The following is a 26,160-nucleotide window of genomic DNA, read 5'->3' as shown; positions in this document are numbered from 1 at the left end:
AAACATTGTAGAGACGTTTCATGAAACGTCTCTACAGCCTAGAGACATAAAGGGGGTAATCGTTGCGGATTTGGTATCATACCAAATCCGGGTTAGCTACTCCCTTTTTTTTGAAGCCCGCGCTTCTCTGGCGAGAGTTTGTCTAGCCGCGACTTTAGTCGTCATACCAAATCCGGGTTTGTTACCCCATGAGAATTTTTGGCATAAACATTGTAGAGACGTTTCATGAAACGTCTCTACAGCCGCTCAACATAAAGGGGGTAATCGTTGCGGATTTGGTATCAGTCATCATGGCTTATTGATTCGGCATATCTGTTGAAAGAGGTGTTGCGGCCATCTTAGTCAATACTTCACCTTCATTATGCTTAATTTTCTGCTTCAAAGGAATCTCAACAACAAACTCTGCCCCCTGTCCTGGTGCTGAAATGCAAGTCAGACTACCCTGATGTTTTTCTACCACAATTTGGTAGCTAATAGCCAACCCCAAACCAGTACCAGAACCGACAGGTTTTGTGGTAAAGAAAGGGTCAAAAACCCTTGTGCGTACTTCCTCTTTCATGCCCAATCCATTGTCAGCAATCCTGATTTCTACTTTGTTACCGTTGATGACGCTGGTGCAAATATGAATGTGTCCTTTTTTGTTTGTAAAAACTCCTTTTTCCTTTACTGCTGATAGAGCATAGGTCTTAAATGACTCTTCTATAGCATCTATCGCATTGCTGAGAATATTCATAAATACTTGATTTAAGAAACTGGCATAACACTCCACTTCTGGCAGTTTACCATACTCTTTAACAATTTCAATATCAGAATGTTCTAATCTAGTTTTCAGGCGATTTTGCAACAACAAGAGAGTGCTATCTATCCCTTCATGGATATCTACTGATTTCATTGCCGCCTCATCCAGGCGTGAAAAATTTCGCAGCGACAGAACAATTTGGCGGATGCGGTCTGCCCCTACCTGCATCGAATTGAGGAGTCTAGGGAAGTCAGAGACTATAAATTCGAGATCGATATTTTTGGCAATTTCTTCAATCTCAGATGTTGCATTATAAGAATGCTGTTTGTAAAAATCTAGCAACTTTAGTAAGTCTTGGAAATATTCACTAGCATGGATAAGATTGCCGTAGATAAAGTTAATCGGGTTGTTTATTTCGTGAGCTATTCCGGCAACCATTTGCCCTAAGCTAGACATTTTTTCAGTTTGAATTAACTGAGTTTGTGCAGCTTGTAATTCTTTTAATGCCAGTTCAAGCTGAATTGCTTGTTCTTTCAACAGGCTATTTTTTTCTTGTAACTCCACCGTCCTTGCTTCCACTTTCTGTTCGAGCGTTCGGTTGTAATTCTCTAGTTGATCGTTAGCTTCGATCAAGTTTTGGCTAGCGGTTTCCAATTTTCCATATAAAATCGCATTTTTTAGCGATATAGCCACCTGGGAAGAAAGTATTTTTAAAACTTCCAGTCTCTCTCTCGTAAATGCTCCATTTGTTACATTATTTTCCAAATAAATAATCCCAATCAATTTGCTTTGGTTAATAAGAGGTGTACATAATATAGACTTTATCTTGTTTTTTATGATATAAGGATCGTTGCCAAATCTTACGGATTGTCCAGCATCATCCAACACGACATTTTCTTTAGTTATGGCGACATAATTAATTATAGGCACGGGCAGATTCTGACTTGTCTCAATCGGCGTTTCTGACCAGAATACAACTTCATCTTGCTCCACTGTACCCGTAGCCTCTATCAGTAACTGTCCTTCTTTCTCCAATATGAGGCAGCTGGTTGTAGCTCCGGCATTTTCCATCACAATTTTAAGTAATTTATCCAGTAATTTATCCAGAACTATTTCCTCAGCCAACGCAAGAGACGCTTTGTTCACAGTGGACAAATCCAAGACCGCCGAACTTCCTCCTGTGGTAGATGTCGTTGTCCTATTAGTCTGGATACCTATGGATTCTCGCTTCAACATCTCGGAAAAGACCGCAGGATATCTGGACTCCAAATCTTTAGCCTTAGCTTTAGCTCCCCAATGAACATATCCATAGTAAGCCTGCGTCAGATAGATTTGAGCAAACTTGTCTCTGCCAAGAGAGAAATAAAACTCTGCTGCTAGTTCCGAAGCTAGTGCTTCTTCCTGAACATATCCTTGTTCTTTTGCTCCCGTTATAGCTCGGTCATAATATTCCATTGCTTCTAAAATTTGCCCTTGTACCCGTGCTTTTTCCGCCTCAACAAGTTCGTATTTATGCTTGAAGTTTGTGGGAGCAGATTCTGCCCATCGCTGCATTTTTTGCTGATTTTCTTCTACAATACCCAGGTATTCTTGTTGCTCCAAGCTTGAAACTTTGGGATAGTGAGCAAGGAGAGCCAGCGAATAGTAGAAGTTCTGAGCAGCGGAAATTACCATCCCCATTACACTTGCTGCGTGTGCTGCTGCTAAACTGGCGTTAGCAACAGCATTCTTAGGTTCTTTAAACAGATAAAATAGAATCGTCTTGGCAAGATAGGCAATAAACAGCAAAATTCTATTGTTAGTTTCAATAAAAACAGGCAGCATTTCTGTTTCATCAAAACTCTCGCCCACCAACTGACATTTACCATCGGCTTCCTTTTGAAGATTTAAAGTCAGTTGGTGCAACATCTTAATGTAGTAGATAGAATAATCTTGTTTTAGTTTCAGCGCTAAATCAACATATTGCCTTTGTTGCTGCTCTACAATGTCTAATCGCTCCCCAGTCAAAAACAGGCTAGTGCAATAAGAAGTAGCACTATAGCCAGCATATTCTATATCCCCGGTTTCCAATCCACTTTGCATACTCTCTTGAAACGGTTGTAATGTGTTTTTGAGATGCTCTTTCCAGGGTCTAATCAAACCGTTAAATAAATTGTAAATTTTACATTTAAGAGAGTTGGCATCAAACTTATCCAATAGCTTTAAAGCTAGCTGACTTGCATGATACCCTGTATCTATGTCGCCACTAGCACACACCATTACGCCATAAAAAGCATAAGCAAAAGCAGCTAATGCTGAATGACCATGTTCAATAGAGAGATTGACCTGAGCCAATACAGTCAGGGGCAAAATTTCGGGCTTAGCAGCGACAGCAGGAGAAACAAGAGACATCAGTATCCGTAAAGCTGCTATTTTGTAGGGATCTGTCATTTCTGGGAAATTTTCTAAATCTGTCAGAGAAGGCAACTCAACCGCAAAACCACCTTCAAGCGCTTCATTTGACAAAGAGATACCCAGCATATCCAGCACTTGTAGCCCTGTATCGATCGCTTTTTGCATCTGATTTTGAGCCATGTAAAACTGGATTTGCAGCTCGTATACTTTCACTTTTTCTAGCAGGGTATTAGCTTGTTGCAGAACGATTTCAGCAAGAGCGGCAGAGCTTTCATAATTGGTATTGAGGTATTCCGCTTCCACTGCTTCTACATAAAGTCCAAGCGTCAGGTCATAGTTACTCTGCCAACTGTTTTCTGCTAATAGTTCTAACCCTATTCTTAGTTGTGTGACGGCAGCCTCGTAAGCTGTCGCGGCTTTAGCCTTTCGACCAGCTATTAAATTTAATTGAGCAAGCTTGTATTTTTCTTCTGGCTCGGTAATGAATTCTAGTCCCACATTTAGCTGATTAACAATATCAAAGACATTTTCTTCTAGATCGTCTTGATTTGTATTCTGTAACAGTAGTTGACCAATTTTTAAGTGGGTAGTTTTTTGATGGTCAGTAGGAATCAAAGAATAAGCTGCTTGTTGTACCCGGTCATGCAAAAACTTGTAGGATACTTTGTAAGTGTTAATTTCTAATTGGTTTTCTTGACTATTACCCATTACTAAGGACTCATTACCTTTGAAGAGTAAAGGGATTTTGTAAGCACCTTCCCCGATGGGCAGAATTAGACCAGCCTGAAGTCCATCCCATAATGCAGATGCCGTTTCTGATATGGATTCTTCATTGACGATCGCCAAAACGTCTAAATTAAATCGGTTCCCAATACAGGCAGCTAATTTTAAAATTTTCTGGGTGTTTGGAGGCAGCTTTTGAATATTTCTGGCTATGAGTTCGACGACGTTATAATCTGCAATTCCCACTGTTTGAATTTGCTTCATATCCCACTGCCATCTGCCGATGCTGAAGTCGAATGTCAACAGCTTTTCTGCGTAAAGGGAGGTGAGCAACTGAGTTATAAAAAAGGGATTACCTTGAGTTTTATTGAAAACTAGCTCAACTAATAACTTGCATTTTTCTGTTTCATTCCCATCGTTGCTTGCAAGCAAACATTCTCCCTCAAATTCTCCTTGTTTATGGGAGAAGCAAACAAGCGCAGGTACTGGTGATGAGCAGTTGTCACCCAAAGTATCGGCAACTAATTGACTGACTGTACTGAGTGCCAACGGTTGGAGGATGATATTATTTACTATTGACCCGGATGAATGAATTTTATCCAAGGTCTGCATTAAGGGATGGGTTGGGCTTACTTCATTATCTCGATACGCTCCAATCAGCAGCAAGTATTGACTATCTGGGTCAGTTATCACCAAATGAATCAATTTCAAAGATGCTGAATCTGCCCATTGCAAATCATCTAAAAATAAAACCAGTGGATGTGCTTTTTCTGTAAAAATACGAATGAATTCTTTAAAAACAAGATTAAACCGATTTTGTGATTCGTTCGCTCCTAGCTGGTAAACTTCAGGTTGCACGCCAACTATCAATTCCAATTCTGGAATAACGTCAATTATTACCCTAGCATTTTGCCCTAAAGCATTTAAAATCTTCTGTTTCCAAAAAATTATTTTTTCTGAGCTTTCTGTTAATAGTTGTCTGATCAATTCCTGAAATGCTTGAATCAAGGCTGCATAGGGAATATTCCGCTTAAATTGGTCGAATTTGCCCGCGATAAAATAACCCCGCGCTGCAACAATGGGTTTATGAACTTCATAAACCAAACAAGATTTGCCTATTCCTGAGTAACCGGAAACTAGCATCATCTCTGCTGTTCCAGCACTAACCCGGTCAAAGGCATCCATTAGAGTAGCTACTTGCGCTTCTCGTCCATACAGTTTTTGTGGAATGAGAAATTGACCCAATTTATCGCGCTGACCGGGAATGAAGTGGGAAATTTCGCCATTTTGTTGCAGCTGACTTAGACATTGTTCTAAATCCGCTTTAAGGCCATAAGCACTTTGATATCTGTCTTCAGCAGTCTTGGCTAATAATTTCATGACAATATCCGAAACTGCTTTGGGAATTTCGCTATTTTTAATTCTAGATTTTGGATTTTCAATAGTCTGTTCTGTTCTGCTATTCTGCGCCTCTGCACATACAATGTCGTAGGGTGGTATTGGTTGTTTAGCGATGTGGCAGTGAACTAATTCCATCGGATCGGTAGCTTTAAATGGCAGTTCGCCGCACAGTATTTCATAAAATGTGACGCCCAAAGAATATAAGTCCGTGCGGTAGTCAATGGAGCGATTCATCCGCCCCGTTTGCTCTGGGGATATATAAGCAAGGGTGCCTTCTAGTAAAGTGGGATGGCTGAGTTCTTGGGTTTCTTTAGACAGTCGCGTAGCAATGCTAAAGTCAGTAATTTTTACTTTGAGGGTTGTAGCATTAATGATGATGTTTGTCGGCTTAATATCTTTATGAATAATTTGGTTGTCGTGCAATTTACCCAGAGTGTCTGCTAGTTGAATACCGATGTTCAGAAACTCTGTTAGTTCCAGTTTGCGATCGCATAAAAACTTGTTGAGTGCTTCTCCTCTCGAATCTTCCAATATCAGTGCCAGACCGTTACGGTGATTTTCCAACCCATACGGCTTGACAATACCTTCTAAATTGAGGTTTTTGGAGATTTCATATTCATGCCTCAATTGCATGATCTCTTCAAGGGTAGGATAGTCGGCTCTAAGGATTTTGACGATCGCAGCCTTCTTATCTTGCTTTCTCTCTGCACGATAAACTATTGTACTCAAACCCTCGTTAATTTTTTCTATTAGTTTGTAGCCAGCCCTGATATTCATAAATATTTACCTATCTCAACAATGATGGTAGTAGCTCCTGTGCTAAAAGATACAGCCGCTCAAACTAAATTTTGTATTTTTGAGGACACTTTCCTAAAGTTTTGCGGTTAACAACTTTTTGTAACACAAAGTATAGTAGCTTAGCTGCCCTATACTTGGAATCCGTAATTTCCACAGTTTTTATAGCAAAGTGCTTCGGCTTTAGTGCTAAGTGCTGAGTGTGTTTACAACAGCCGAAAAGTTTTTCGACTGCTGCTATTTTAACTAAAATCTAAAATCTAAAATCTAAAATCGATATCATTCCTCGACACGATAGCCAAATTCTGCCAACCGACTGCGAGATTGCCGCCATTTTGGCTCCACTCTTACGAACAACTCTAGATATACTTTGCCATCAATTAATTTTTGCATTTGTTCGCGAGCTGCGCTGCCAATAGTTTTGAGCATGATTCCGCCTTTGCCGATCACAATACCCTTTTGGGAGTCGCGTTCGACATTGATGGCGGCGAAAACGCGAGTAATTGTGGGTGTTTCCTCTACTTTCTCGATCGTGACAGCTACGGAGTGAGGAATTTCTTCGCGAGTTAAAAGCAAAATTTGTTCGCGAATCAGTTCTGCCATAATAAAGCGTTCTGGTTGGTCGGTTACCAGATCGGGGGGATAATAATATGGCCCAGGTTCTAAGCGATCGATTAAAAATTTCTGAAGCGCCTCCAAACCATCGCCGTTGAGGGCCGAAAATTTTACGATCGGCCAATTGTGCGGCCCAGCCAGATTGGCATAAGTATCCTCAATCTGGCGGTAAAAAGAAGATTGTTGGTCTATTTTGTTCAATCCCAAGACGATCGGCATTTGGCTGTGGGTTAAAAGATCGACGATGTAGCGATCGCCACCACCAGCTTCCACCGAACCATCCACCACAAACAGCAGCACATCCACCGACTGAATCGCAATTTGGGCATTTTTCACCAACACTTTCCCCAACTGGTGGTGAGGCTTGTGAATTCCCGGCGTATCCACAAAAATCAGCTGCGCCTCTGGCGTAGTTAAAATGCCCCGCAGACGATTGCGCGTCGTCTGGGCTACCGGCGATACGATCGCAACTTTTTGCCCCACCAACTGATTCATCAGAGTGGACTTCCCCACATTGGGGCGTCCGATGATACCAATAAAGCCTGACTTGTATCCCGCCGGTGCAACCGGGATACTGAATGCGTCTGCCCTTTCTAAATCTAAATTATCTTCTTGCTCGCTCATCCTATCCCCTGGCACAAATTTATATCTATCTTTATAATGACTTACGCAAAAACCTTGGTTTTGCCCCCCTAACCCCCAAATTTAGGGGCCTCCCTTCTTATTCCCCCCAGATTTGGGGGGCATGGGGGGAGAAAAGCGTAAGTCCTTTTTATGATGACTTCCGATCGAACATGAAAAATTAATAAGAGAAGAATTACACCTCATTACCAAGTCAAATAGTTGCCATCAAAGTCGTTTTTTCCAGCTTTAGATTGGGTTTTTCTCATATAGAGTTTGGTTGCTTTTGCGGCTGGTAAGGGTGGGCTAAAGAAGTACCCTTGTACGCTATCGCATTTGACCCCGCGCAAAAATTCTAATTCTTCCGCTTTTTCAACTCCTTCAGCAATCACTTTTAAGTTTAGTCCATGCCCTAAAGCAATGACTGCCGTGATAATTGCCGCTTCCTTTGTATGATTCATCAAACCGTGGATAAACGATCGATCTATTTTCAGCGTATCTAAAGGCAATTGTTTCAACGTCCACAAGGAAGAGTAGCCCGTGCCAAAATCATCCATCGAAATGTGAATTCCCATCCTCTGTAACGACTCCAATACCGAAATTGTAAAGTCTACATCTTGGATCGCAATGCTTTCAGTAATTTCTATTTCTAGATAAGCCGGTTCTAGCCCTGTTTCTTTTAAAACTTGTGCAATTATTTTGACCAGGTTGCGTTGCTGGAACTGACGAGCTGAAAGATTAACTGCCATGCGTAGGGGCGGTAAGCCAGCTAACTGCCAAGCGCGATTTTGGGCGCAAGCAGTTCTGAGTACCCATTCTCCGATCGGGCAGATCAGTCCGGTTTCTTCTGCTAGGGGAATAAAGCGATCGGGGGGAATTAATCCGCTAGAGGCAGACTGCCAGCGAATCAAAGCTTCCATCCCTACAATCTCACCTGTATTTAAGTCTATCTGCGGTTGGTAGTGCAACAGAAACTCTTCTCGTTCTAATGCTTTATAGAGATTGTTTTCTAGAACCAATCGCTCAAACGCTTTGTTGCCGATCGCTGATGTATAAAGTTGGTAATTGTTTCGACCCTGTTGCTTAGCGCGATACATCGCAGCATCGGCATTTTTCAGGAGGGTTTCAGCGTCTTCACCATCATAGGGAGCTAGGGCAATTCCTATGCTAGCTTTGACGTTGAGTTCCTGTTGGCTAAATTTAAACGGAATGCTCAGTACATCCAGAAATCGCTGGGCAATTTGTGCGGCATCCTCTGTACTCTGGATTGGGGATAGCAATATGGTAAATTCATCTCCTCCCCAACGGGCAACGATGTCACTTTCGCGCAGACATTGTTTCAGTCGTTTGGCGACATCTTGCAGCAACTCATCGCCAACAGCATGGCCTAGCGTATCGTTAATATTCTTGAAAAAATCCAAGTCGAGAAACGCCACAGCCAACATTTCCCGGCGCTGATGGATTTTTGCTAGTGCCAGAGAAAGGCGGTCATTAAATAGTAACCGATTCGGCAAACCCGTCAGCAGGTCGTGGGAAGCTTGATGCCGGATTGTATCTTCTACTCGTCTCTGCATCGCCGCCATGTAGAGGTGAACTCCCAAAGCTTGAGCGAGTTTAATTTCATCGGAACTCCACTCTTTGGCTTGTCCTTTTTTGATTTCTCGCCAAGCTTCAAAAGACCTGCGGGGTCGCAAGTTGCGTTCGTCTGGATTTAAACGTCCAGCCCATAATGTTTCTGTTTCAATCTCATTGCGGAAAATCGTGAGGCACCCCACGCATTGTTGTTGATACCGCAGGGGGACAACAAGCAAGGAACGAATAGGAGTTGATTCTAGCTCCGGTTTTAAAAATTCAAGTTGAGACTCTTGATAGATGTCGGCAATGATGTAAGGAAAATTTTGAGTGTTTAGCGGCAGATCGGTTAGATTCTTTAACTCAGGATTTAGAAATAATAACTCAAAGCTCTTTTCGTTGTTGGTATTGGGGGTGTCTTTCGTAGGATTGATGATTTGTTGCCAAAAGGGGCTTTCTTCTATACAGGTCAAAGACAACTGTTCGCTGTAGGTGTAAAGTTGAGCGGGCTGAGCGGTCGGCTCTGCTGTTATATACAACCGACCACCAGAACCCTGTAAGGCTTTGACGGTTTGCTCAAGTACTTTTTGCCGAATTTCTGTAATGTTAAGCGGCGAGTGGAGCAGACGGCTGATTTGGTTACATACGGCTTCGTGTTGAGCTTGCTGTCGAGTGCGCGAAAGCAGATTAGACTGGGCGATCGCGATCGACACTTGATCCACCAACAGCTGTACGATTTTTAAATCTCGTTCTGTAAAGCTTTTTGGCTCCGCATGATGAGAGACTAACAAACCCCACAGCTGATTTTGGTGCAATATCGGCACGCTCAGGGAAGAATTCACCCCCATAGTGGTAAGATATTCTACGTGGCAGGGATCGACGGGGCTGTAGCGAATATCTTCCGTAGCTAGGCTTTCTTGTGTATTGGGGCAATCTAGTTGGCTGACGGTTTTCTGCCCAGAAACCACATCCACTATCACCCGCTGACGAGCTTTAACAAACATCTGACGGGCATACGGAGGAACATCGCCAGCTGGAAAATGCAATCCCAGCAATGAAGGGAGCCGAGCGCCATGACGAGCCTCAGCAGTCACTTCCCCGCTCCCATCTGCATGAAATAAATAAATTTTTACGCGATCGGTCCCTAAAAATGAGCGGATTTCCTGTACTGTAGTTGTCAAAATTTCTCGCAGCTCTAACGAGCGGCGAATTCGAGTGGCAATCCGATTTAGCAAACTCTCGCGATCGTAAACCTGGGCTTCCTCTCCCTTTATTCCTAAGTCCGGTGCTTTTGTATTTTTTTTATGCGCCATCCTAATAAACCTTCTAATTTGAGCGGTCTGTGATGCTCCCTTCTGAATTATTTGTTCAAAAACCAGGTTGCGATCGACAAAGATTTAAATTCGTCGTTTATGTATACAAGTTTACATTTTTTCCGCGAAAATCTTTAAATTATATTCAATATACTTAAGATTTTGTTAAAATCTCTAGAAAGAAACAAATGTTTGCTATATGATCTGGCGTGCGATCGTACCTGTCACATTTACAGACTCATAAAAGCTATTTGGACTGTGTTTTTAGCTATTTTTGTCTGTTTTTGCTTGGGAGTATTCACGTAAATTTAAGAAAAGCCAGTATAATTTTAAACGGAAGTTTCTCCGTAAAAATGACTCCCATATACGTAACGGCAAAGCGTTTGATATTCTTGACCGTATAATTACTTAGCACCATAACATGACCGCAACATCAATTAAACCTAGTGACTGGGATGCCCTGACCGCTGCATTGCAAGGAATCGAAATCATTACCGATCCGATCCAAGTAGCTAAATTATCCCAGGATTACCATACTTTTAGCCCCATTTTACAAGCCCAGCTAGCCGGAAAGACAGGCGAGCTGGTTGTCCGTCCAGCCAACGAAGCAGAAGTGTTGCGGGCAGCCGCCGCCTGCGTAAAATTCAAGGTGCCTCTGACAGTGCGAGGCGCTGGTACTGGCAACTACGGGCAATGCGTACCGCTACAAGGCGGCGTCATCTTGGATATGACCCGAATGCAGAATATCTGCTGGGTGAAACCGGGGGTAGCGCGGGTAGAAGCTGGTGTCAAGCTGGCGCAACTGGATAAAAAAGCCAAAGAAATCGGCTGGGAAATGCGGATGGCACCCTCGACGTATCGGACGGCAACTATTGGAGGTTTTATTGCCGGTGGTAGTGGCGGTATAGGTTCTATTACCTATGGACTGCTGGCCGATCGCGGCAATCTGCTCGCCCTACGAGTAGTCACCCTGGAAGAGACTCCACGTGCGATCGACTTACGAGGAGACGACGTTCAGAAAGTAAATCATGCCTGGGGCATCAACGGCATCATTACTGAGTTAGAGATTCCCCTGGGGCCAGCTTATCCTTGGGCAGAAGCGATCGTCACCTTTGAAAGCTTCATGGCAGCTGCGCGATTTGGACAAGCCCTGGCGAATGCAGATGGAATGATGAAAAAACTTATTTGCATCACAGCATCGCCAATTCCCAGCTATCTTACCGCTTTACGCCCATACATTCCCGACGGCACTCACGCTGCACTGCTGATGGTGGCAGAAACCTCCCTAGAACCATTGCAAGATATGGTAAAGGAATTCGGCGGCACAATTACCTATCAAAAACTGGCACAGGACTCCGGTAAAGGTTTCCATCTGGCCGAATTTACCTGGAATCACACCACCTTACACGCTCGCAATGTCGATCCGTCCATAACTTACCTGCAAAGCATATTCCCCGCAGACAAAAGCCTTAAGCTAGTTGAGCATATGTACGATCGCTTCGGCGACGAAGTAATGATGCACCTGGAATTTTTCCGAGTAGGCGGTACAGCAATTCCTGGCGCTTTGCAACTCGTTCGCTACACCACAGAAGAACGCCTCAACGAAATTATTCGCTATCACGAAGAACAGGGCGTCTTTATTGCCAATCCCCACGTTTATATTTTGGAATTGGGAGGTAGAAAGAAAGTTGATATCGAACAGCTAAAATTTAAGGAAATGGTCGATCCTTATGGGCTGCTCAATCCAGGTAAAATGCGAGTACGTTTGGAGCAATGACATTAGTCATCAGTCATTAGTCATTAGTCATTAGTAACTTTCGTAGGTTGGGTTGAGGTAACGAAACCCAACCCTGACCTTGGCGAGAGTTGGGTTTCGTTACCTCAACCCAATCACCAATCACCAATCCCCAACCACCATGATTCACATTGATGGTTCTTATGGAGAAGGTGGCGGACAGGTACTTCGCACCTCACTGAGTCTGGCTGCTATTACTGGTGAGACGATCCGCATCGAAAACATTCGGGCGGGACGCAAAAAACCCGGACTTGCGGCTCAACATCTGACTGCTGTAAGGGCAGCGGCGGCAATTTGTCAAGCCCAAGTGCGCGGTGATGCACTGCGATCGATGATGCTGGAATTTGTACCTGGTAGCCAAGTGCAGGCGGGACACTATACTTTCGATGTCTCGGAGGCGCGGCAAGGCGGTTCTGCTGGCGCTCTTACCCTCGTTTTGCAAACCATCTTATTACCCTTAGCGCTAGCTGCCGATGACTCTCAGGTAACGCTGCGAGGGGGAACTCACGTCCCTTTTAGCCCTCCCCTTACTTATATCCAGGAAGTCTACTTGCCGATCGCAAGTCGGATGGGTGTGCAAGCTTCCGTAAGACTGAATGCTTGGGGTTGGTATCCCCAAGGTGGCGGAGAGGTGGTGTTGCGGGTAACTGGAGGTAATACCTTGGAGGGGATTAATTTGCTCTCTAGCGGCGCTTTGCGACAGGTGCGGGGTGTTGCGGTGGTGACGAAACTGCCGTCCCACATTCCAGACAGAATGGCTCATCGAGCCGAAAATATTTTGCGAGAGGCTAACCTCCAAGTTAATATTAAAGCGCTGCGGGAGCGGGGTATTGCACCGGGAGCGGGTATTTTTCTCACATCTGAATACAAAAATAGTTTAGCTGGCTTTAGTGCCTTGGGGCGTCAGAATTTTCCTGCTGAAAAAGTAGCTGAAATGGCTTGTGAGGAGTTACTTAATTTCCATGAAAAAGTAGCGCCCGTTGATGTTCATCTTGCCGATCAATTGTTGTTACCATCTGCTTTAGCGTCGTCACAAAGTCAGTATCGCGTGGCTGAAATTAGCACCCATTTAACGACAAATGCTTGGGTAATTCAGCAGTTTGGCTTGGCAGAAATAAATATAGATGAAACTGAAAAAATTGTCGCGATCGCACCTTTAATATCATCTCCTAACGAGCGCCCATAATAATTCTTAGGTATGTTGTTGCGCTTCAGCGCTCTTTAAGATATAGAGTTTTCAAATGAGTCGCGAACACATATTTAATAGTGAAGGTTGGGTTACGACTTAGGTATGTTGTTGCGCTTCAGCGCTCTTTAAGATAGCGCCCAAGATACAACAGGTCTGTTAGACTAGATTAATCCCTGGAGGAAATATCATTATGCAGTTAAGTATCAAGGACTCAATGGGAAAAATTACTACAACGCTGTCGATCGCAAATCATGCTGACCAAGTTCTAGCTGAACGCGGTTTTATCGCGCCAGACGAAATGCGATCGATCGCCTTGAAAAATGTGCTGGTAGACACTGGCGCTACCACTTTGTGTTTGCCACAGAATGTTATCGCTCAACTTGGCTTAAAACTTCTCAAAGAAGTGCCTGTAGAGACGGCAACTGGCATAGGTCAGGCACGCATTTTTGAAGATGCCAAAATTTCTTTAATGGGACGAGAAGGAACGTTTGAATGTTTAGAATTGCCGGGAGGCTCATCTCCATTGCTGGGAGTAATTCCCTTGGAGGCGTTAGGTATTGAACTGGATTTGCAAAATCAAAGGCTTATTCTTTTGCCTTTGAGTCCGACAGCTAGTTATCTAAGAATTTAGTTATAGGGGGTTTCAGTTGCATGAAATACACCCCAGAAACCGGGTTTCTCTGTACCTCATATCATGTCCTTACGCATGGGTTATAGCTAGGGGCTAGGGGCTAGGGGCTAGGGGCTAGGGAAGAGGGAAGAGGGAAGAGGGAAGAGGGAAAAGCTTACTCCGTAAGGGATTATGAACCAGAGGTAAGAGTTGGAGTTGCCCTAACCGACGAGAGCGGTTGCTATACCTAAAAAAATCGTGCGCTCATTCTTATCTGCGTTCATCTGCGTTCATCTGTCTTCATCTGCGGTAAAAATTTAACCAACGATGACAACAGACAATTTGACGATATCACTCACCTGAAAACCGCTGTAAACTTGGAGCCTTGGAATTAGGCTAACACAAAAGTTTTTTTGTAATATCAAAAGCGATCGCACTTTTTGATAAGCTATAGCGCGATCGCACTTGGGATAGTTGCTCCCATCCTACCCTTGACTAAGACGTTTCTTCCATCTGTTTTTTTGACTCTTTGGTACCGTGAAAACGAATGCCTAGAAAAATGTCATAAACAAAACTCCAAAAATCTTTTCCTTGCAGCAGTCCCAGAGATTGGTGACAGCCTTTCTCATCCAAAAGCGGCTGAGTGGCACGATAAGCGGGCTGGTAATTATACCAGGGAATCGAAGGCCACAAATGATGAATTAAGTGATAATTTTGTCCGAGAATCAAGACATTGAGAATAGGACTGGGATAGACACGGGCATTTTTCCAGCGATCGCGTTCCTGAAATGGTCGGTGCGGCAAATAATCAAAAAACAAGCCCAATGCTAGCCCCACCACCAATGCCGGTGAAAACCAAAAATTGAGAATATAGCCCAAAAAGTCATATTGACAGGCAATATAGACAATCGAAGCGACAAACAACCGGCTCAAAAACCATTCCAGCAGCTCATACTTGCGCCACAAACGCCGCTTAAAGAAAAACACCTCGTGATAGAAAAACCTCGCTGCAATCAGCCAGAGTGGGCCACCAGTCGAAACAAAATGATCCGGGTCATTTTCTGGATCGTTGACATGGACGTGGTGCTGCATATGAACCCGCGTAAACACGGGAAAGGCGAAGCCCAACATGAGGGCACTACCGTGTCCCAAAATAGCATTAGCGACGCGATCGCGATGAGCAGCATTGTGAGAAGCATCGTGAATCACCGTCCCTGCCATGTGCAAAGCAATGACATTAGTCAAAAAGCAGCAGGGATGCGGCCAATTCCAAAGCCAGTAACCGCAGGTTGAAAGTATGACCATAACAACAGCGGCTACAAACATAAGTAGCGTAGGATTAAAATCGCCGGGAGGACCCAATAACTCTTTAGGTACTGTCAGCGGCCTCTGTGCCTCCGACATCAGTATCTTTACTCCTGTTAACATCCATCGCGTAGTATACGATACGGACACTGTAACAATAAAGTTTTGTTTAGTTACTTGCTAGGAAAAGTCACTCATTCACTCATTCAAAAGAAAAAAGGCACAAGAGGGAAAAGGGGTTAGGGGAGGGGGCAAAGAGGCTAGTGTATATTCTTCCTTAGCCCTTTTTCTCAACTCTAGCCCCTAGCCCCTAGCCCCTAGCCATTTTATTTCAGATTTCAGATTTGAGATTTCAGATTTTAAATTGAAATAAAATCTAAAATCTAAAATCTAAAATTCCCCTAGCCCCTAGCCCTAGCCCCAAAATTATCCATGCAACTGCGAAATTCCCTGCGTCGAACAAAAATAGTCGCCACCATTGGCCCAGCCTGTAGCAGCCCAGAAGTCCTGAAGGCTTTGATTGAAGCTGGTGCTACCACCTTGCGACTGAACTTCTCTCACGGAACACATGACCAACACCAGCGCAATATCCGCCTAATCAGGCAGACTTCCTTCGAGCTGAATCAGCCGGTTGGCATACTGCAAGACCTGCAAGGCCCGAAAATTAGACTGGGGCAATTTGAAAACGGCTCGATCGAAGTTAAAAAAGGCGCTAGCTTTATTTTGACCAACCGCCAAATCAAAGGCACCGAGGAAATCAGCTCCGTCACCTACGATCGTCTAGCAGCCGAAGTTCCTGCAGGGGCAACTATTCTTCTCGACGATGGTAAAGTCGAAATGGTTGTGGAGAAAGTAGACCGCATCACCGAAGAATTGCACTGTCGCATCGTTGTAGGCGGAACACTTTCCAACAGCAAAGGCGTCAACTTCCCAGGCGTCTACCTATCCATCAGAGCATTAACCGACAAAGACCGTAAAGACCTCGTATTTGGTCTAGACCAAGGCGTAGACTGGGTAGCACTGAGCTTTGTCCGCAATCCCCAAGACGTACTGGAAATAAAAGAACTTATTTCCAGTGCCGGTAAACGAGTGCCGGTGATTGCCAAAATAGAAAAACACGAAGCGATCGAGCAAATGGAAGCCATTCTTGCCTTATGCGATGGCGTCATGATAGCCAGAGGCGACTTAGGAGTCGAACTACCCGCCGAAGACGTACCCATCCTGCAAAAGCGCCTGATTGTCTTAGCCAACCATCTGGGAATTCCCATCATTACCGCTACCCAGATGTTGGATAGCATGGCTAACAACCCCCGACCCACCCGTGCCGAGATTTCTGATGTAGCCAATGCCATTCTCGACGGAACAGATGCCGTCATGCTTTCCAACGAAACAGCAGTCGGCAAATACCCAGTAGAAGCAGTAGCTACAATGGCTCGCATTGCCATCAGAATTGAGCAAGAACAGGCAAAACAAACGATCGCTCACACAGTCACAAACAGCGGTCGCTCAATACCCAACGCCATCAGTCAAGCAGTCAGCCAAATTTCCGAGCAACTGGGAGCTGCTGCGATTATGAGCTTGACAAAAACAGGTGCCACTGCTCGGAATGTGTCTAAATTCCGACCGAAAACACCTATCCTCGCCGTTACTCCCCACGTTGATGTGGCGCGGCAACTCCAAATGGTATGGGGCGTCAAACCTCTGTTGATGTTGGAGTTAGCTTCAACCAGTCAAACCTTTCAAGCCGCCCTTAACGTTGCCCAAGAAAGGGGTCTGCTTTCTCAGGGAGATTTGGTGGTAATGACTGCCGGTACTCTCCAGGGGGTTGCAGGCTCCACGGATTTGATTAAAGTTGAGGTGGTAACCGCTGTGCTGGGCAAGGGAACCGGCTTAGGATCGGGTTCCGTCAGCGGTCGGGCGCGAGTGGCTCATAATGCTGTGGATATCAGCAATTTCAATCAGGGCGAAATTTTAGTGGCACCCCGCACCAGTGTTGAGTTTCTAGATGCAATTCGCAAGGCGGCTGGGGTTATTACCGAGGAGGAGAGTTTAACTTCTCATGCTGCGATCGTAGGCTTACGTCTGGGCGTGCCGGTAATTGTCGGTGTCAAGAATGCCACTCAGAGCATTCGCGATGGGGCAATTCTCACCCTGGATATGCAGCGGGGTCTGGTTTACTCCGGTGCGATGGCAACTACTCAGACGGATGCTACTGTGACGATTTAGCTACTCCCGGAGCGCTACAAGATTATGTAGTAGCTCCGCATTCCGGGCGAAAACTGATGTGTGAGGCGACAGATTATCACCGGAATGCGGAGCCCTTCCCAAATTACAGCGCTTGGAAGGTGAGTGAGGTACAGAGAAACCGGGTTTCTAAGGGCGCAGCAGTTTTAAGTTTTAAAATCAAAAATATATAGCACTCAGATATATATTTTAAACTAGAAATAGACCAGCAGTAACGGCTCTTCATTATCCGTTCTTCCCATACTAAAAATTTTGGATAAAAGGCGTTAAAAAGAATAGATGAAAATACATCATCCCAAGACAGGATATGGCATAGGAGTATTGGCAGTAGCATTAGCGCTAATGGTACTGTGGCCGGGGGTGTTGAAAAATTTATTAGTTGCGAAGGATTTTATTCCCCACGGACATTGCTATCTGTGGAAACCGGCACTGGTGTCGCTTCACGTTACTTCCGATCTGCTGATCGGGGGAGCCTATGTTGCCATTTCAGCTACCTTAGCCTATTTAGTCTACAAATCTCATCAAGATATCCCGTTCCACTGGATGTTTCTCTTGTTTGGAACATTTATTATCGCCTGTGGCGGTACCCACTTTATGGAAGTGTGGACGCTGTGGACGCCGACCTATTGGTTATCGGGAGAATTGAAGTTAATGACGGCAGTTGTATCTGTGACAACAGCTGCGGTATTGCCGTCGCTGGTTCCGCAAGTGCTGGCACTTGTGGAAGCGGCTAAAGTTTCTCAAGAGCGAAAACTGAAACTGGAAGCTGCTAACCTTGAACTGGAGACAGTAGCACGCCAACTTCAAGAACTCGATCGCCTCAAAAGCCAGTTTTTCGCTAACGTCAGTCACGAACTGCGAACGCCCCTGGCCTTGATCCTGGGGCCAACAGAAAAATTGCTGGCCTCCGAACAGCTCGATCGGGAACATCGCCATGACTTAAAAGTAGTGCGTCGCAACGCCCAAACCTTGCTCAAACAGGTTAACGATTTGCTTGATGTTTCTAAGTTAGAAGCAGGCAAAATGGGTGTCAGCTACGCTCAAGTAGATTTAGCGGAACTTGTACGACTCACTGCCGCTCACTTTGAAACGCTAGCCGAAGATTTACAGATTTCATTTGCAGTTGAAGGGCCCCAATCCCTGCCCGCACAGGTCGATCCTGAGAAGTTGCAGCGTATATGCTTCAATCTGTTTTCCAACGCTTTCAAATTTACTCCTAATGGTGGCACGATCGGGTGCATTCTGCAAATTCAGAGAGAAGCAGGGGAGAGTGCAGAACGGGAGAGCGGGAGAACGGGAGAGCGGGAGAACGGGAGAACGGGAGAAAATGTACATAATAATTCCCCCATTCCCCCACTCCCCCTTCGCGTCACCATCATCGTTGAAGACAGTGGCCCTGGTGTGCCACCAGAGTTACGAGAAGTTATTTTCGAGCCTTTCCGCCAAGAAGAACGGGGGATGAGTCGTAACTTTGGCAGCACTGGACTGGGATTAGCTATTGTCAAGGAATTTATTGAGTTGCACGGCGGTACTCTAGCAGTTGATGACTCAGCCTTGGGAGGAGCAAAGTTTACTGTAGAACTGCCGTTGCTAGCACCAGCAGGTGTTAGCTTACAAACTCCCATTGATAAGGAAAATATCAATAATGAACTCGCCCGCCAAATACTCGCAGAACTGCAAGTAGAGGAAATTACGGATCGGGATGATTTTTTCCCTCTTCCTCTATCCCCTTCTTCCGAACCCCCACTAATACTGGTAGTCGAAGATAATCCAGAAATGAATCGGTTTATCACACAGACGCTGACACCTGAATATAGAGCAGTAACAGCTTTTAACGGGCGAACAGCACTGGAATTGGCGATTGAGTTGCGTCCCGACTTGATTCTCACCGACATGATGATGCCCGAAATGAGTGGCGAAGAACTGGTGCGGGAGATACGTCTGCACCCGGAACTCGATGCTGTGCCAATTGTGCTGCTGACTGCCAAAGCTGACGACGAGTTGCGCGTGCAGCTGTTGCGAGAAGTAGCACAAGACTATGTGATGAAACCTTTTTCAGTTGAAGAACTGAAGGCGCGGGTGGGCAATCTGATTGCTATGAAGCGAACAAGAGAAATACTTCAGCGGGAGTTGGGATCTGCGACTGAAAACTTGGCAGTGTTAGCGAAGGAAGTACAAGTTCGTCAGCAAGAATTGCAAACAACGCTCTTGTTTTTGCAAGAATCCGAGCAACGCTTCCGCCAACTGGCAGAACACATTCACGAGATTTTCTGGTTGTCTGAACCCGAAAAGGATCGGATTCTGTACATCAGTCCTGCTTACGAACAAATATGGGGCCGCACTTGTCATAGTTTGTACGATCGACCTAAATCTTTTTTGGAGGCCATCCACCCGGACGAGCGCGAGTTCGTGCAATCTCTCACAGCGAGACACATACAAGGAGATCGAACAGAAACTGAATATCGAATCGTTCAGCCTGATGGAACGCTTCGGTGGATATGGGATCGGGGTTTTCCTATTAAAGACGAGTCAGGAAAAGTTTATCGCATCGCTGGGATTGCAGAAGATATTACCGATCGCAAGCAAGCAGAAGCGGCGCTGCAAAAGTTCGCTTCCGAATTAGAAATTTTAGTGGCCCAACGCACTGCCGATCTAGCAGAAGCCAATACGCTGCTGCAAGAAAATATTGCCGAATTAGAGATAGAAAAGCAAGCTTTGCGGCAAAGCGAACAACGTTTCCGCAGCTACTTTGAACTGCCTCTCATCGGTATCGCCATCACATCGCTGGAAAAAGGTTGGCTGCAAGTAAATGACAAATTGTGCGATATTTTTGGCTATTCCCGACAAGAACTGAGCGAGATGACTTGGGTTGATTTAACTCATCCCGATGATTTAGCGGCGGACATCGAGTATTTCAACGTAATTTTGGCGGGCAAAAGCGAAAGCTATTCAATGGACAAGCGGTTTATCCGCAAAGATGGTGGGATAATTCATGCCACCATCGCCGTCCAATGCGTCCGTCGTGCGGACAGGTCAATTGATTATTTTGTCGCTTTAGTTCAGGACATTACCGATCGCGTACAAGCTTTTGAGAGGCTGCGGCTATTAGAATCGGTGGTAGTCAACGCCAATGACGCAGTTGTCATTACCGAAGCTGCGCCGATTGAGGAGCCAGGGCCTCGAATTATTTACGTTAACGATGCCTTCACCCGCATGACGGGCTACACTCAGCAGGAAGTGCTGGGCAAAACGCCGCGAATTTTGCAGGGCCCGAAGAGCGATCGCACTGCCTTAAACAAACTTCGGACAGCTTTGGAAAACTGGCAACCATCGGTAGTTGAATTAATTAACTACCGCAAAGATGGCTCCCAATTCTGGGTTGAACTCAGCGTTGTTCCCGTGGGTGACGAAACAGGGTGGTACACGCACTGGATCGCTATAGAGCGGGATATCACCGATCGCAAGCGTTCAGAAGAGGCACTGCACCGCCGCAAACAACAATTCAAAACTTTAGTTGAAAATACACCCGATCTCATTCTCCGCTGCGACAAAGAAATGCGTTACTTGTATGTAAATCCAATCGTGGAAAAGTTAACAGGAACGCCCACCCAAAACTTCATCGGCAAGACTTTCCGAGAAATGGGTTCGCCAGAAGATTTATCTCTGCTTTGGGAGAGGACGCTGCATCAAGTTTTTGAAAGTGGTATCCAACAAACGATTGAATTTGAGAGCCCCACGGTGCTGGGATTGCGTGCCTATCAATCTCGCTTAGTTCCAGAGTTGAACAAAGAAGGTGCAATAGAATCGGCGCTAATTGTTATTCGCGATATTACCGAACTCAAACAAGCTGAAGAAGAACGCGCCCAACTGATTCGCGAACAAGCAGCTCGTGTCTTGGCAGAAGATCAACAGCGGCGATTTGCTTTCCTCGCCCAGGCTAGCATGGTGCTGGCTTCTTCCCTCGACTACGAAACTACTCTGGCTGAGCTAGCACGCCTTTCGGTGCCTTACCTTGCTGACTGGTGTATCGTTTATATTATTAAAGAAGATGGAGCGATCGATCGGTTGGCAGTCGCCCATAGAGACCCAACCAAGGAAAAACTGCTCCTGCAACTACAAAGCAATTCTGGACTTGACTCGGATCGATCGCACCCAGTAGTAGAAGTTTTACGCACAGGTAAGCCAGCTTTCTATCCTGAAATTCCCGATGTCATACTCCAGGAGAGTGCGATCGATCCCGAACAACTCCAGCTGTTTAAAGCATTAAAACCCCGGTCTGCTGCGATCGTGCCGTTGGTTACTCAAGGCCGAATTCTGGGGGCTTTGGGCTTTGCTTTTGGGGAATCAGGACGCCACTACACTAGCGAAGATCTGACCTTGGCGGAGGAGTTAGCTACTCGCGCCGCCCTAGCAGTAGATAACTCCAGAACGCATCTGGAAGCCCAAGAAGCCAACCGCCTCAAAGACGAATTTCTGGCCATCCTCTCTCACGAACTCCGAACGCCCCTACACGCTATCCTGGGCTGGGTGAGTTTGCTAAGGGCTGGAAAAGTTAACGCTACTATGACAGAACGTGCCTTGGAAACGATCGAGCGCAATGCCCGTTTGCAAACTCAAATGGTTTCTGACTTGCTGGATGTTTCGCGCATTATTCGGGGCAAACTCCAACTCGATCTCTGTCCGATTGACCCCATCCCTGTCATTATGGCTGCTCTCGATACGGTACGACCGACAGCTGAGGCTAAAGGTATTGAGCTGAACTATGACCTCGATCCTGTGGGACAAATTGCGGGTGATAGCGATCGCTTACAGCAAATCGTGTGGAACTTGCTCTGCAATGCGATCAAGTTTACTCCGAAAGGCGGACGGGTGGAAATTCGATTGGAATTGGGGAATGGGGAATGGGGAATGGGGAATGAGAAAGAATTGCCAATTCCCAATGCCCAAATTACGGTAAGCGACACAGGCAAAGGCATTAGTCCTAAGTTTATGCCTTTTGTGTTCGATCGCTTTCGTCAAGAGAATACTAGCAACAAGCAAAATGCCAACAGCACACTGACGCGATCGCAGACTGGACTCGGTTTGGGTTTAGCGATCGTCCGCAATCTCGTAGAATTGCATGGCGGTACTGTGATTGCCTACAGTCTCGGTGAGGGACAGGGGGCGACTTTTACGGTAAATCTACCACTCTTGGAAAAAGCTAAAAATTAACCAGACAATAAAAGTTTGTTGTGTTTCCATCCCCTTGCGGGGAGTAGTCGATCGCGACTTTTAGGCGTGGAAGAACTGGATAGGCTGATAGAAGGGTTTCCATCCCCTTGCGGGGAGTAGTCGATCGCGACGGGAACCATTTTTACGTAAGCGCCAGATGCCACCTTCTGTTTCCATCCCCTTGCGGGGAGTAGTCGCTCGCGACATCCCAAAGATTTGTTTGTCCGATTGTTAATCGCGATGAATAAAGTTTCCATCCCCTTGCGGGGAGTAGTCGATCGCGACCCTTAATCGAATCGTCGGACGCGGCCCTGGAAAGTTGTTTCCATCCCCTTGCGGGGAGTAGTCGATCGCGACAGTTGGGAGGAATTGAATAGCAAGTTTGCAAGTTTTGTTTCCATCCCCTTGCGGGGAGTAGTCGATCGCGACGTTTTTAAAACTTTGATACACTCCGCTTTTTTAAATACTGTTTCCATCCCCTTGCGGGGAGTAGTCGATCGCGACTTTTATAGAAAAACTGGGAAAAACTCCTGCAAACAGTTTCCATCCCCTTGCGGGGAGTAGTCGATCGCGACTAGAGCCTTCTGGTCACATCGGCCCTTTGGAGCGAAAGTTTCCATCCCCTTGCGGGGAGTAGTCGATCGCGACATTTGTTTAAAAAATACAAATCTTGATATTGGCTATTGTTTCCATCCCCTTGCGGGGAGTAGTCGATCGCGACTGGCAATGCATCCGCCGCTAAGTATGGTGTTTATGGTTTCCATCCCCTTGCGGGGAGTAGTCGATCGCGACAATTTACCGCTTAGCAGTTCAGCTGACGGTGACTTTCGTTTCCATCCCCTTGCGGGGAGTAGTCGATCGCGACTGAAAACAAATGTAAGAGTCCATTTCATATTAGCTGCAACGTTTCCATCCCCTTGCGGGGAGTAGTCGATCGCGACATTTTGAGTTTAGTGCACGTTGGAGACGTGTGCTCCGTTTCCATCCCCTTGCGGGGAGTAGTCGATCGCGACAAATGACGAACCACAAACATTTTGCTTTTATCGCCGTTTCCATCCCCTTGCGGGGAGTAGTCGATCGCGACTGTTATTCCAAAGAACTTTCGGGTCAAAAGTCCTTAGATCGTTTCCATCCCCTTGCGGGGAGTAGTCGATCGCGACAAATCCAATTTGTTGAAATAATTAATAATTAATTGTCGTTTCCATCCCCTTGCGGGGAGTAGTCGATCGCGACTTTTTCATCGAGATGCAGACTAAAAAAGCTGAAGAAAGTTTCCATCCCCTTGCGGGGAGTAGTCGATCGCGACTAGCTAGCCTAATTTTAAATAAAGAAGTCACAATCAAAGTTTCCATCCCCTTGCGGGGAGTAGTCGATCGCGACCAAGATCAAACTCAAACGACTTTACCATATGTTCTGTTTCCATCCCCTTGCGGGGAGTAGTCGATCGCGACTTTTTTCAAAATTTTCTCGGTGCTGCGGCGCGTCCAAAGTTTCCATCCCCTTGCGGGGAGTAGTCGATCGCGACTGGGGGTGTTGCGGCTTGGATTGGAGCGTACGACTCTAATGTTTCCATCCCCTTGCGGGGAGTAGTCGATCGCGACTTTCAGCGAAAGGTACCGGTCCATGAGCATCGGGTTGTTTCCATCCCCTTGCGGGGAGTAGTCGATCGCGACCTCCAGAAATAATCTTAGTTTCAGGTTCAAGAAGTTTGTTTCCATCCCCTTGCGGGGAGTAGTCGATCGCGACTTAATTATTCAGACCCTTGCAAATATTATTTAGTTGGTTTCCATCCCCTTGCGGGGAGTAGTCGATCGCGACCATCAAGAAGAACTGATTACCCTAATTAATTTAGGGTTTCCATCCCCTTGCGGGGAGTAGTCGATCGCGACGCAATCGAAGGAATAGTCATCTTGAATAAAGCAAAGTTTCCATCCCCTTGCGGGGAGTAGTCGATCGCGACGCTCTGGCCGAAAGTCATAATCATCTTCTAGAAGAGTTTCCATCCCCTTGCGGGGAGTAGTCGATCGCGACGGTGAAGACCGTATGGGCTGGGATTGCTATAACTGGTTTCCATCCCCTTGCGGGGAGTAGTCGATCGCGACTTAAGATTTTCTACCTGCCAAACATTTTCGTTGTAAGTTTCCATCCCCTTGCGGGGAGTAGTCGATCGCGACAACTTGGATGTTTGGAAAGCTTTTCTCTGGGAAAGTTTCCATCCCCTTGCGGGGAGTAGTCGATCGCGACGGCATAATAATTATAACAAATGCTAACAGAATCAGTTTCCATCCCCTTGCGGGGAGTAGTCGATCGCGACCTTTAATTGGGAAACTCAGCCGAAGTGTATTGCTCCGTTTCCATCCCCTTGCGGGGAGTAGTCGATCGCGACTCTGCAACAACACAAACAGAAGAATAAGTCACGTTGTTTCCATCCCCTTGCGGGGAGTAGTCGATCGCGACCTATTTCTGGAATAAAGAACGGCAAATCTTTTTCAGGTTTCCATCCCCTTGCGGGGAGTAGTCGATCGCGACACTCTATAATGTAGCTGCCTCTGTACTTACCCATGATAGGTTTCCATCCCCTTGCGGGGAGTAGTCGATCGCGACAACTACTTTAGGTGTTAGTGTTGGACTAGGTTTGATTGTTTCCATCCCCTTGCGGGGAGTAGTCGATCGCGACATCACTAACAAACTATATTTAAGACGCTTGAATAACGTTTCCATCCCCTTGCGGGGAGTAGTCGATCGCGACCCCTTAGTTACAAAGCCTTACCCTGTCTAGGTTCTGGGTGCAATTTCCGAGGGGGTTTAATCAGGATGCTTGCTAGCGACCTAACGAACCCACCAAAAATGGTTGAAACCCTTATATAGCAAGACACCGAGCGGGTCAACGACAGAATGGAGTTTTCCAGCGTTTGATGACCCCCTCGGAAAATTTAATATTGATAGGGGTCGTAGGAAACTTAATCAAACGCGCTAAGTAGTTTATTTAGTTTTCCAGGTTCTGTTTGGCTCAACGACGCAGCGTTGAACTGACTTCTTTTACTGAGTCGATTGGATATGAGAGATCGCATCGATTCCTTTAAAACATAACTCACCCTTTACTCCTTGTCAAGAGATGTACTCAAACAATAGACATCTCCTTTCAAAGAATGTAGAGACGTTGCATGCAACGTCTCTACAAGGGTTTCAGCTAACGCACCTTTAATTTCTGGAGAGGTCTAATGAAGTAACAGCGCGAAACGCTGTAATTTAAAATTATGTTAAATTTAATTGCAATTGTTGTATTTCTTGTACTTGTGGTAGCTGTAGTTCCTGACAAATTTTTCCAGCACGCAGTAGGTAATTTTGGATTGCTTCGTTGGATGCGCGGTTAGTGTGGAGGTTAGATTTAGCCAATTCCAACAAAGCCATCGCTATATTAGCTTGACTGCCGACTTCCTCAAAAATCTGCAAGCTTGTTTGGAGGTGGGAGATTGACTTATCGATGTCTCCTACTGCTCTATATGTAATAGCCAACTGTTGATGAACCCCCTGGTGTACTGCCAAAACAGTTAGCCTAGAGGTTGGGCGTGTTTTGGCAGGAATTATGGTACAGAGTAAACTAAGTAAGCGATCGGCCCCAAAAGGCAATAA

At 45.7% G+C, this 26,160-nt stretch carries 10 protein-coding genes and 1 CRISPR repeat array; of the genes, 5 read left to right on the top strand and 5 right to left on the bottom strand.

From position 1 onward, the window contains the following. Positions 1-295: 295 nt before the first annotated feature. From LAY41_RS25085 to LAY41_RS25075, 3 genes are all read right to left on the bottom strand, one after another. On the bottom strand, positions 296-6,034 hold the full coding sequence (locus LAY41_RS25085; protein ID WP_249104061.1) for a trifunctional serine/threonine-protein kinase/ATP-binding protein/sensor histidine kinase: 5,739 nt from the start codon (positions 6,032-6,034) through the stop codon (positions 296-298). Positions 6,035-6,331: 297 nt separating this feature from the next. Further along, entirely contained in the window at positions 6,332-7,291 is a 960-nt protein-coding gene (era, locus tag LAY41_RS25080) for a GTPase Era (protein ID WP_249104058.1), read from the bottom strand. Positions 7,292-7,494: 203 nt separating this feature from the next. Further along, positions 7,495-10,173: a bifunctional diguanylate cyclase/phosphodiesterase gene (locus tag LAY41_RS25075; RefSeq protein ID WP_249104055.1), complete on the bottom strand. Its 2,679-nt coding sequence runs from the start codon at positions 10,171-10,173 to the stop codon at positions 7,495-7,497. Positions 10,174-10,594: 421 nt separating this feature from the next. On the opposite strand from LAY41_RS25075, the gene LAY41_RS25070 reads away from it, so the two are divergent. The 3 genes from LAY41_RS25070 (at position 10,595) to LAY41_RS25060 (ending at position 13,788) form a co-directional block, all read left to right on the top strand. Then, entirely contained in the window at positions 10,595-11,950 is a 1,356-nt protein-coding gene (locus tag LAY41_RS25070) for an FAD-binding oxidoreductase (protein WP_249104051.1), read from the top strand. Positions 11,951-12,089: 139 nt separating this feature from the next. Further along, entirely contained in the window at positions 12,090-13,154 is a 1,065-nt protein-coding gene (gene rtcA / locus LAY41_RS25065) for an RNA 3'-terminal phosphate cyclase (protein ID WP_249104049.1), read from the top strand. A 193-nt stretch (positions 13,155-13,347) separates the two neighbouring features. Then, positions 13,348-13,788 carry a retroviral-like aspartic protease family protein gene (locus LAY41_RS25060; protein WP_249104045.1) on the top strand — a complete coding sequence of 147 codons (441 nt, stop codon included), beginning with the start codon at positions 13,348-13,350 and terminating at the stop codon, positions 13,786-13,788. 474 nt (positions 13,789-14,262) lie between these two features. Here the strand turns inward: LAY41_RS25060 and crtR are convergent, their stop codons facing one another. After that, entirely contained in the window at positions 14,263-15,171 is a 909-nt protein-coding gene (crtR, locus tag LAY41_RS25055; protein WP_249104041.1) for a beta-carotene hydroxylase, read from the bottom strand. A gap of 333 nt (positions 15,172-15,504) precedes the next feature. Here crtR and pyk point away from each other — a divergent pair, with 333 nt between their 5' ends. Next, positions 15,505-17,298: a pyruvate kinase gene (pyk, locus tag LAY41_RS25050; RefSeq protein WP_249104039.1), complete on the top strand. Its 1,794-nt coding sequence runs from the start codon at positions 15,505-15,507 to the stop codon at positions 17,296-17,298. A 297-nt stretch (positions 17,299-17,595) separates the two neighbouring features. Beyond that, positions 17,596-22,527 (top strand): PAS domain S-box protein, encoded by a 4,932-nt coding sequence (locus LAY41_RS25045; RefSeq protein ID WP_249104036.1) that lies wholly within the window; start codon positions 17,596-17,598, stop codon positions 22,525-22,527. Positions 22,528-22,549: 22 nt separating this feature from the next. Next, positions 22,550-25,276: direct repeats of the CRISPR family, unit length 36 nt; unit sequence GTTTCCATCCCCTTGCGGGGAGTAGTCGATCGCGAC. Between the two features lie 506 nt (positions 25,277-25,782). Here LAY41_RS25045 and LAY41_RS25040 read toward each other — a convergent pair. Further along, positions 25,783-26,043 (bottom strand): hypothetical protein, encoded by a 261-nt coding sequence (locus LAY41_RS25040; RefSeq protein ID WP_249104035.1) that lies wholly within the window; start codon positions 26,041-26,043, stop codon positions 25,783-25,785. Positions 26,044-26,160: the final 117 nt, after the last annotated feature.

Origin of the sequence: Argonema galeatum A003/A1 (assembly GCF_023333595.1) — a bacterium.
GTDB lineage: Bacteria > Cyanobacteriota > Cyanobacteriia > Cyanobacteriales > Aerosakkonemataceae > Argonema > Argonema galeatum.
The sequence above is the reverse complement of the archived record's forward strand: the minus strand, read 5'-3'. Positions and strand labels throughout refer to the sequence as shown.